6 protein-coding genes and 1 pseudogene are annotated in these 5,862 nt (G+C 69.9%); 4 read left to right on the top strand and 3 right to left on the bottom strand.

Features of this window, described 5'->3' with window-relative positions:
- Positions 1–341: pseudogene (glyA, locus tag ACFE64_RS14740) on the bottom strand (serine hydroxymethyltransferase); the annotation flags it as partial.
- 80 nt (positions 342–421) lie between these two features.
- Between glyA and ACFE64_RS14735 the strand changes: the two are divergent.
- Both ACFE64_RS14735 and ACFE64_RS14730 read left to right on the top strand, forming a co-directional pair.
- Positions 422–979, top strand: a complete 558-nt coding sequence (locus ACFE64_RS14735) for a Uma2 family endonuclease (RefSeq protein ID WP_375393214.1) — start codon at positions 422–424, stop codon at positions 977–979.
- On the top strand, positions 976–1,482 hold the full coding sequence (locus ACFE64_RS14730) for a DUF3429 domain-containing protein (protein ID WP_375393213.1): 507 nt from the start codon (positions 976–978) through the stop codon (positions 1,480–1,482). Before ACFE64_RS14735 ends, ACFE64_RS14730 begins: the two co-directional genes overlap by 4 nt.
- 3 nt (positions 1,483–1,485) lie before the next feature.
- Here the strand turns inward: ACFE64_RS14730 and hemA are convergent, their stop codons facing one another.
- Positions 1,486–2,730, bottom strand: coding sequence for a 5-aminolevulinate synthase (gene hemA / locus ACFE64_RS14725; protein WP_375393212.1), 1,245 nt, complete (start codon positions 2,728–2,730; stop codon positions 1,486–1,488).
- Positions 2,731–2,769: 39 nt separating this feature from the next.
- On the bottom strand, positions 2,770–3,555 hold the full coding sequence (gene murI / locus ACFE64_RS14720) for a glutamate racemase (protein ID WP_375393211.1): 786 nt from the start codon (positions 3,553–3,555) through the stop codon (positions 2,770–2,772).
- A 100-nt stretch (positions 3,556–3,655) separates the two neighbouring features.
- Here murI and plsY point away from each other — a divergent pair, with 100 nt between their 5' ends.
- Both plsY and dprA read left to right on the top strand, forming a co-directional pair.
- Positions 3,656–4,270: a glycerol-3-phosphate 1-O-acyltransferase PlsY gene (gene plsY, locus ACFE64_RS14715; RefSeq protein ID WP_375393210.1), complete on the top strand. Its 615-nt coding sequence runs from the start codon at positions 3,656–3,658 to the stop codon at positions 4,268–4,270.
- Positions 4,267–5,337, top strand: a complete 1,071-nt coding sequence (dprA, locus tag ACFE64_RS14710; protein ID WP_375393209.1) for a DNA-processing protein DprA — start codon at positions 4,267–4,269, stop codon at positions 5,335–5,337. Before plsY ends, dprA begins: the two co-directional genes overlap by 4 nt.
- The last annotated feature ends 525 nt before the right edge of the window (positions 5,338–5,862 follow it).

Here is a 5,862-nt window from a genome sequence, read left to right as displayed (position 1 = left end):
GCCTGCGCGCCCGAATGCGGCTGGACGTTGGCGAAGCCGCAGCCGAACAGCTGCCTGGCGCGCTCGATCGCCAGCGTCTCCACCTCGTCGGACGGCGCGCAGCCCTGATAATAGCGTTTGCCCGGATAGCCTTCGGCATATTTGTTGGTGAAGACGCTGCCCTGCGCCTCCAGCACCGCCCTGGACACGATGTTTTCGCTGGCGATCAGCTCGATCTGCGTCTGTTCGCGGGCGAGCTCGTGCCGGACGCCGGCGAACACCGCCGGATCGGCGTCGGCGAGGCCGCGGGTGAAGAAGCCGTCGGGTTGAAGCTCGGGCGAGGGGGCGGGCTGGGTGCTCATGGGCGACGCCCATACCCGCTGGCGCACACACGCGCCACCGGTGACTCGCGGACGGCGCCCCGAAGTGATAGTGTAGAGGAATGAACGAGATGACCCGCATTGCCGTGGCGCCTGACAGCTTCAAGGCTCGGTTCACCACAGCCGAGTTCCAGCGGATGTGCGAAAACGATGTTTTCGAAGACTGGAAGATCGAGTTGATCAATGGAGACCTCGAGCGAATGCAGCACCCAAAAAGTGCTCATTCGATGCGACAGGCGGCCCTGATGTTCAAATTGGCGCAGGTGGTCGGTTTGGATCGTGCGCTTGGAGAGATTGGGATTGATTTGGGCAGTGACACGGTGGTTGCTGCTGATGTGGTAGTGTTGAAGGCCTCCTTTCAGGAGAACCGCTGGCTCGTGCCCGCAGATCTGCTGTTGGTTGTTGAAGTCGCCGAAACGATTCGGGACCGAGACTTGGGGATGAAGCGCCGTAAGTACGCGGAGGCAGGCGTACCAACGTACTGGGTAGTAGATGGGCATCGATCGGTAGTTTACGTGTTCAGCGGACCGGATGGCGGTGATTATGACAGTATCATGCTGATCCGCTTCGGTGAGCCGCTCGCCGTTCCCGGAACCGACGCGACGATCACCCTGTCGTGACCTTGCCGGGCCAGGTTGGCCGTACCGCGCGGCTGCTTGGCTATGCGGGGCTGCTGCCGCAGGTCGCGTGCGTGTCGGTGATTCTCGCGCGGCGCTCGGATTGGATCGGCTTCGCGATTGCGACGGCCATCCTCTACGCCGGGCTTATCCTGAGCTTCCTCGGCGGCATCTGGTGGGGATTCGCGATGCGGCGCGAGCGGGGGCGGCACCGGCTGGCGATCGTCGCGGTGGTGCCGTCGCTGGCGGCGCTCGCGATCGGCATCTCGCTGGAGCGCGCGCTCAACGCCGGGGTAGCCGGCGAGCGATGCTACCTCTGGGCGGCCCTCGCGCTCGGTTTGTGCCAATGGGCGACCGTGCCGATCGATGCGAGGCTGGAACGACGCGGCGAGGCGCCGCCGGGCTGGACGCGGTTTCGCCTGATGCTGTCGCTCGGGCTGGGTGGGCTGACCATGGCGGCGGGCGTGCTGTTCCACCACTGGGCGCGCACCGTCACCTACATCTGACCGTCAGGCCGCCTTGCGCAGCTCCAGCCGGCTCCAGATCTCCACGAGCGCGTCGGTCAGTTCGCGCATCATCGCCTCGTCGTGCGCCGGCCCCGGCGTGAAGCGCAGGCGCTCCGCGCCGCGGGGCACGGTCGGATAGTTGATCGGCTGGACGTAGATGCCGTATTCGGCGAGCAGGATGTCGCTGATCCGCTTGGCCTTGACCGGATCGCCGACCATCACCGGCACGATATGCGTGCTGCCCGCCATGACGGGCAGCCCGGCATCGGCCAGCAGGACCTTGAGTCGCGTGGCGGCCGCCTGCTGCGCCTCGCGTTCCGTGCTGCTCCATTTCAGATGCCGTACGCTCGCCAGCACGCCCGCGACCAGCACCGGCGATAGCGAGGTGGTGAAGATGAAGCCCGGCGCATAGGAGCGGATCACGTCCACGATCATGCGGTCGGTGGCGATGTAGCCGCCCATCACGCCGAACGCCTTGCCGAGCGTGCCCTCGATCACCGTCACCCGGCCCGCCACGCCGTCGCGCTCGGTGATGCCGCCGCCGCGCGGCCCGTACATGCCGACCGCATGGACCTCGTCGCAATAGGTGAGCGCGTTGTAGCGATCCGCGAGATCGCAGATCGCCGCTACCGGCGCGACGTCGCCTTCCATCGAATAGACGCTCTCGAACGCGATCAGCTTGGGGGCGGCAGGGTCCTCGGCGGCGAGCAGCTGCTCCAGGTGCCCCAGATCGTTGTGGCGGAAGAGGCGCTTCTCGCAGCCGGCGTTGCGGATGCCGGCGATCATGCTCGCGTGGTTCAGCTCGTCGGAGAAGATGACGATGCCCGGCAGCACCTTGGCCAGCGTCGAGAGCGTCGCCTCGTTGGACACATAGCCGCTGGTGAACAGCAGCGCCGCGTCCTTGCCGTGGAGATCGGCGAGCTCCGCCTCCAGATCGACATGGTAATGCGTGTTGCCGCCGATGTTGCGCGTGCCGCCGCTGCCGGCGCCGACGTCGTGCAGCGCCTCCTCCATCGCCGCGATCACCTTGGGGTGCTGGCCCATCGCCAGGTAATCGTTGGAGCACCAAACCGTGATCGGCTTGGGCCCGTTATGCCCGGCGAAGCAGCGAGCGTTGGGGAACATGCCCTTGTTGCGCAGGATGTCGATGAACACCCGATAGCGACCCTCGGCATGCAGCCGGTCGATCGCCTGGGTGAAGACACGGGAATAGTCGACGCGCTCCGGGTCGACGGCGGCGATGCTCATCGCGCGCATTTAGCGCCAAGCTCCGCGCTTTTCCAGCGGCTACAGCTGCTCCAGTCGGGTCAGCCCGTGGCCGGCGAGCGCCGGGGCGAGCGCCTGTTCGGCGGCGCCCAGCGCGGTGAACACGGCCGTGCCCCGCGGCGGCGCGGCGGGCCAGTCCTGCCCGTCGGTCAGGTGGGCGACGCGCCGCGCGATGCCGGGGCCGCCGTCGACCAGGGTGACGCCGGGCAGCGCCGCCGCCAACTCCTCGCGCAACAAGGGAAAGTGGGTGCAAGCGAGGACGACGGTGTCGAGCCGCGGCGTGCGGGCGAGGACCGCCACGGCGGCGGCGATGGCCGCCGGATCGACGGCCACGCCGCGCAGCTTCGCCTCGGCCAGCTCCACCAGTGCCGCCGAGCCGTGCCGGATCACCGTGCAATCCGCCGCGAACCGCGCCGCCAGATCGTCGACATAGGGCTGCCGCACGGTCGCGTCGGTGCCGAGCACGCCGATGATGCGGGTGCGACTCGCCGCGGCGGCCGGCTTGATCGCCGGCACTGTCCCGACGACGGGCACGTCCAGTGCGCCGCGCACCGCGGCGAGCGCGATCGTCGAGGCGGTGTTGCACGCGATCACCACCAGCCGCGGCCGATAGCGCTCGACCAGCCGCCCGAGCAGCGCCGGCACGCGCCCGGCGATCTCGGCCTCCGTCCGCGTGCCGTACGGGAAGCCGGCGGCGTCGGCGGCGTAGACCAGCGGCGCGCGGGGCAGCAGCGCTCGGGTCGGCACGACCACCGACAATCCGCCCACGCCCGAATCGAAGAAGAGCAGCGGGCGCGCGTCGGTCATCATCCTCGGCATAGGGCGGTCGAGGGACGACGCCAATTTTGACCGAGATCAAGTGCAGCGGCTCATCGTTCCGGATATAGACGATCGGAAGGGGGTAGGATTGCACACGCAAATCCTTTGGATCGCACCGACGCTGTCGCTGTTGCTCGGCTATCTGCTGGGCGCGATCCCGTTCGGCGTGATCGTGACGCGCGCGGGCGGGGCCGGGGACCTGCGCCGGCTCGGCTCGGGCAACATCGGCGCGACCAACGTGCTGCGGACGGGCCGCAAGGGGCTGGCGGCGGCGACGCTGCTGCTCGATGCGGCGAAGGGCGCGGCCGCGGTGCTGATCGTCGGCGCGCTCTGGCCGGGCAATGAGCTGCTCGCCGCGGCGGCCGCCTTCCTGGGCCATTGCTATCCGGTCTGGCTGCGTTTCCGCGGCGGCAAGGGCGTGGCGACCTTGCTCGGCGTGGCGCTGGCGCTCAGCTGGCCGGTCGGGCTGGTCTATGCGGGCGCGTGGCTGGCCGTGCTGGCGCTGCTGCGCGTCTCCTCGCTGGCGGGCATCACCGCGGCGCTGTCCGCCCCCGTCGCGGCGGCCGTCTTCGACCGCTTCGATCTGGTGATCCTGCTCCTGTCGCTGGCGCTGATCCTTCTGTGGAAGCACGGCGCGAACATCGGGCGGCTGCTGGCGGGTACGGAGCCGCGCGTCGGGCAGGTCGCGGACGACGAGGCGTGAGCGCGGGCGCGCGGCTGCGCCTGCTGCGGACACCCGGTGTCGGCCCGGTCACCTGGCGGCAGCTCGTCGCCCGCTTCGGCGACGCGGGGGCCGCGATCGAGGCGCTGCCGCAGCTGGCGCGACGCGGCGGCGGCGAGCCGCCGCGCGTGCCCGACGCCGCCGCGGGCGAACGCGAGCTCGCGGCGATCGCGAGGGCGGGCGCGCGCCTCCTGTTCCTCGACAATCCTGACTACCCGCCGCTGCTCACCGAGCTCGACAACGCGCCGCCGGCGCTGATCGTGCGCGGCGACGTCGCGCTGTGGCGGCGGCCGACGGTGGCGGTGGTCGGCGCGCGCAACGCGTCGGCGGCGGCCTGCCGCTTCGCCCGCCAGCTTGCGCACGACCTGGCGGACGCCGGCGCGGCGGTCGTCTCGGGGCTGGCGCGCGGCATCGACACCGCGGCGCATGTCGGCAGCCTGCCCGCGACGATCGCGGTGATCGCGGGCGGCATCGACGTCGCCTACCCGCCCGACAACGCTGCCCTGCAGGAGCGGGTGGCGACCGAGGGGCTGCTGGTCGCCGAGATGCCGCCCGGCACCGAGCCGCGCGCGCGCCACTTTCCCTATCGCAACCGCATCATCGCCGGCCTCGCGCAAGGCACGGTGGTGGTGGAGGCGGCGCCCAAATCCGGCTCGCTCATCACCGCCCGGCTGGCCGCTGAAGCGGGACGCGAGGTGATGGCGGTGCCGGGCTCGCCGCTCGATCCGCGCGCGCAGGGCTGCAACCTGCTGATCCGCGAGGGTGCGACGCTGGTTCAGACCGCCGCCGACGTGCTGGAGCAGATCCGTCCGCTCGATCCGCGCGCGGTGCGCGCGCCCGCCGCCCGCTTCGACCCGGCGCCGCCCGAGGACGCGAGCGACACCGATCGCCGCGTGGTTGCGGCGCTGCTCGGCCCCGTGCCGGTCGCGGTCGACGAGCTGATCCGCCAGTCGGGTCGGCCGCCCGCGGTCGTGCAGACCGTGCTGCTGGAGATGGAGCTCGCCGGCCGGGTGGAGCGGCACGCGGGCGGGCGGGTGAGCGCGAGCTGACGCTATGCTTTCCGAAGCGCTCCGCTTCCTGCCAGCTTGGCTATGCCGATCGGAACGACCTATGGGCCGAGTGCTTCCCGTTTCCCGGGCCTGAGCCAGCCACCCCAGTCGCGCCTTAGCCAAACACCTTGGTGAAGCTCGCCAGTGCGGCAAGAAGGGCCACGAGCACCACCTGCGAGCCGAGCAGCCAGCGGACGAGATCGTTCTTCCGGCGGCCAACTCACCCCTCAAGAAATCCTTGGTGACGAGGTCCTCTCGAGACGCGCTGGTCGCCTCGGCAAGGGTGATGGCCAGCGTATCCGCCTGCGTCGTCGCAAAGCGGGCATCCTCGAACGACTTTGATACCTTGGGCGTGTCGATCATCGCGTCATCGGTGGTCAACATAGGAGAAGGTCCTTGCCGAATCCAGCAAAGCCGTGTGCCGCTTGACGCGGCGCCGCCCCACTCTCCACCCTCGCGCGTACACGTAGGACCCCCGCCCATGCAGCTCGTCATCGTCGAATCGCCCGCCAAGGCGAAGACCAT

The sequence above is a fragment of the uncultured Sphingomonas sp. genome (assembly GCF_964250165.1).
Taxonomy (GTDB): domain Bacteria; phylum Pseudomonadota; class Alphaproteobacteria; order Sphingomonadales; family Sphingomonadaceae; genus Sphingomonas.
This window is presented reverse-complemented; position numbering and strand designations above follow the sequence as displayed.

Excerpts from the sequence above, each read along its gene's own strand:
- ACFE64_RS14735 (WP_375393214.1), top strand. The coding sequence starts at position 422 with ATGAACGAGATGACCCGCATTGCCGTGGCGCCTGACAGCTTCAAGGCT.
- hemA (WP_375393212.1), bottom strand. The coding sequence starts at position 2,730 with ATGAGCATCGCCGCCGTCGACCCGGAGCGCGTCGACTATTCCCGTGTC.
- murI (WP_375393211.1), bottom strand. The coding sequence starts at position 3,555 with ATGACCGACGCGCGCCCGCTGCTCTTCTTCGATTCGGGCGTGGGCGGA.